The 3851-nt window shown below is 49.1% G+C and carries 3 protein-coding genes; all 3 read right to left on the bottom strand.

All coding sequences use genetic code 11. From position 1 onward, the window contains the following. Nucleotides 1-871: efflux RND transporter periplasmic adaptor subunit (locus NT140_05255; protein MCX5831280.1), on the bottom strand; the 871-nt coding region annotated here is incomplete at its 3' end. Beyond that, the gene (locus NT140_05250) at nt 868-2163 is read right to left on the bottom strand and encodes a TolC family protein (protein MCX5831279.1); all 1296 of its coding nucleotides are present in this window, start codon (nt 2161-2163) and stop codon (nt 868-870) included. The genes NT140_05250 and NT140_05255, both read right to left, overlap by 4 nt. Before the next feature lie 298 nt (nt 2164-2461). Further along, nucleotides 2462-3460 carry a potassium channel protein gene (locus NT140_05245; GenBank protein ID MCX5831278.1) on the bottom strand — a complete coding sequence of 333 codons (999 nt, stop codon included), beginning with the start codon at nt 3458-3460 and terminating at the stop codon, nt 2462-2464. Nucleotides 3461-3851 lie beyond the last annotated feature (391 nt).

Here is a 3851-nt window from a genome sequence, read left to right as displayed (position 1 = left end):
TGGCTGTCATCCCCGGTTTCAGAATTTTATCCGGGTTGGGCACCAAAACGACGACGTCATAAGTGACCACATTCTGGACGGTTATGGGGGCATTTCTGATTACCGACACGCGGCCCGGGAATATTTTGTCGGGATAGGCGTCAACGGTGAATTCCACCGTCTGATCTATTTTGATCTTGCCGATATCCGCTTCATCCACGCTGGTATCTATCTGCATCTTGGCCAGATCCTGGGCAATATTGAAGAGGGTCGGCGTCTGGAAACTGGCCGCCACTGTCTGCCCTACATCCACATTCCGTGATATCACCATGCCGTCAACGGGGGATATGATCCGGGTATATTGCAGGTTTGTCTCCGACACTTGCAAAGCGGCCCTGGTTTGTTCCACCTGCGCCTGGGAAGCTTCCAACTGTGCCGTCGCAGATAATTCATTAGTTTCCGTCGTGTCCAGATCCATCCTGGCAATGAGTTTGCGGGCAAAGAGTTCTTTGTTCCGGTTTAATTGTCGCCGGGCGTCAATCAAGGCCGCTTCGGATTTTTTCACATTCGCCTGCGCTGCGGAAAGGTTGGCTCTGGCCTGTTGGACTTGGGCATCAAAGGCTGCCGCATCAATCTGCGCCAGCAACTGTCCTTTTTTGACATAAGAATTAAAATCCACATAGAGATTTTTTATCGTCCCGGAGACTTGCGTACCGACCAGTACCGTCGTAACGGCGTTCACCGTGCCCGTGGCCGTTACCTGGGACCTGATTTTTCCCAGACTGACCTTTTTCGTCGTAAATTGCTGCTCGTCGCCGTTATTCTTCAGGACCAGATAAACGCCGCTGGAGATAACAGCAATGATGATCACTCCAATAATAATTTTTTTCACTTTGCCCCCATTGCCTTTTGCAGACTTGCCACAGACCCCATTTGATCATAAATTGCCCCTGACAAGGCGAGCCGGGCATTGCCGAGCGCCACCACGGCATCAGTAAGCTCCATGGGAACGCCAACACCGGCGGCATAGCGCCCCTGGGCCAGCCCGTAATTTTCGGTAGCCTGCCGCACCATTATTGCTGCGGCATCAATGCTTTTTTCCGCCGCCTGGATATTGGCAAGGGCCTGCTCAACTTCTAGTCGAATCGTTTGCCGCAACGTCTCTTCAACGGCCCGAGTCACTTCCACGCCGGCTAAAGCAGCGCCAACCTGATGCTTCGTTAAAAACCCGCTGAACACATTAAAATTCAGCGTGGCGCCAATATCCCAGCCTCTGTCCAACGGTAATTCCTGGCCCGACCAGCCATAATTTGCGGATCCCGAAAGAGTAGGCAAATAATCCTTCCGGGCAAGCTGGATGGCTTTCTGCGCCGCTTCTATTTGCCTCAAGAGAGACTGTAGATCGGGACGATTGAGCATTGCCCTGTTCAGAGATTCGGACAGGTCCACGGCGGTTTTCTCATAAGCGGTATAATCTACCAGCTCATAGGACGGCGCCGCCGGCATCCCCAGGGCATTGTTCAAATTCACAAAGGCAATAATAACGGCATTGTTCGCCTTGACCATATTAATCCGCGCGTTACCCAAATCTACTTCGGCCTTCGTTACATCGAATATCGGTTTGGCGCCGGCCTCGAAAAAACCCTTTGCTGTTTCCAGGCGTTCTTCGAATTGTTTGACTGTGTCGGCGTTAATATCTCGGGCGTGCTTAGCCCGCAAGGCCTCATAATAGGCCAGCTTCACTCCGAGGATGACATTCAGCTTCACATTCTCCAGATCCGCCTGAGCGGCCTCCAGGTTAAAGCTCTGAATATCAACTCTGGCTCCTACCTTGTTAAAATCGTAGATATTTTGACTTAATGACAAGCTGTGAGAATACTGGTTATATTGATTTGCCACTAACGGCGCTGCATTTCTGCTCATGCCCGCCTGCCAGTTGATTTGCGGATAGTACCCGGCCAACGCCTGCCCCACGTTGCTCTTTTTGACGTCCAGCGTGCTCAGGGCGGCAAGTATCTGGGGATGCTTTTTAAGAGCAATTTCAATACATTTATCGAGATTAAGCCTTTCGCCCTTGCCGATCATCTCCTCCGCCGATGCATTGCCAGGGATGGTAAAGGCAAGAATCAAAGCAATAATCAACCGGTACATAATGTGGCGTTTGTCAATCTTGAAGCTGAGCATGGTGATTTCAGTCCCCATTCATTTTATGTAATACCGATTCAAAATATGAATCGCCGTTCACAGTTTGGACAATGATGCAAAGCCAATCGCTTGTCAAGAATTATTTCCCGGCCCGTGCTTATTACATCCACAACGCAAAGACAATGCCAAATAGAAATAATTGTGCGGAACGACGCGACTTGTTGATAGTAATCACAGTTTAGATCAAATATTCCCTGAGGAGCAAGTGGGTATAAAGTATCCATTGACGGCATTCAAATGGATACATAGTATGCATGCATCTCAGTCAAGGCTTTATCTACAACAGGCAGGTATTGGTGAAGAGATTGATGTTCTCCACTTCTCCGAGGACTATCAGCTTATCATTGCTCTCCAACACATATTTTGCCATGGGGTTGAAAATCATCTTCCCGGATTCCTTCTTCACAGCCACGACTATCAAGCCGAACTTCTGTCTAATTTGCGAATCTTCCAGCGATTTACCGATGTAGGATGAACTATCGCAGATGGCGATTTCATCCATTCGTAACTCCAGGCTCTGCTTCATGGTTGTGAGCTCGACAAAATCAAGCATCGCCGGTCTCAGAATAGCCATGGCCATCCTCATTCCCCCCATCATGTAGGGAGACTCCACGCGATTCGCCCCGGCCCTCAGCAGGCGCTTCTCTGATTCTTCATCCCCGGCTCTGGAAAGGATAAAAATGTCCTGATTTAGCTCTCGGGCCGTCAGGATCACATAAAGATTTTCCGCATCGCTGGGCAGCACACAGATGATGCCTTTGGCTTTCTTGATGCCGGCGGCCAGCAGGGTCTTGTCTTGTGTGGCGTCGCCTTTATAATGGAGATAACCTTCTTCTTCAATCCGCTGGATCACTTCCTGGTCATTGTCAATTACCACGAAATCAACTTTTTCTTCCGCGAGTTCCCTGCAAATAAGACGGCCAATCCGTCCGCAACCGCAGATAATATAATGATCCTGCATCTTTTTTATCATTTTCTCCAGTCTCCCCTTGCCCAGAATTATATTGAGCCGCCCTTCGATCATCGTCTCCGTGATAAGGCCCACTGTATATAACATTGTTCCCACCCCGACGATGATGAGAAAAACTGTAAACATCATCCCCTCACCGCTATGGGGGATGAAATCGCCGTACCCGACCGTGGAAAGCGTAACGACGGTAGCGTAGAGAGACTCCGCGAAGCTCCATCCCTCCAGATAATGGAATCCCACGGTTCCCATACACAGGATGGAAAGCAAAGCCATAATGGCTATAGCCAGCCTTTTCAGTAAGGACATAAGAACGCTCACTTAAACAGTAATGATAAAAAACACTTGTACTGATAGCCTGAAGCGTTTTATAGCATGTTAGATAATATAATACCATAGATCGTGAGACATATGGGGAAAATTGGACAGCTTTTGTTGGTGCGGAAGATGGTAAACGGAGGAACTTTCCCGGCGATTCCCTGGCAATCCCGGAAAAAAGTGAGGCATGAGTGGGGCAGAAATTGATTTAAAGAAAATGAGGTCGGTCGTCAATAGTGGACACCAAACCTTTCATGCCGCCAGTCGTTTTTCATAGAACCACCGTTGATAAGCCACGGTAGACAGGAACCGGAGCCTGGCCTGTTTCCTTTGCCGATTATAGAAAATCTCGATGTACCCTGTAATGTCCTGTATGGCCTCT

The organism is Deltaproteobacteria bacterium (assembly GCA_026388415.1).
Lineage (GTDB): Bacteria > Desulfobacterota > Syntrophia > Syntrophales > JACQWR01 > JAPLJV01.
This window is presented reverse-complemented; position numbering and strand designations above follow the sequence as displayed.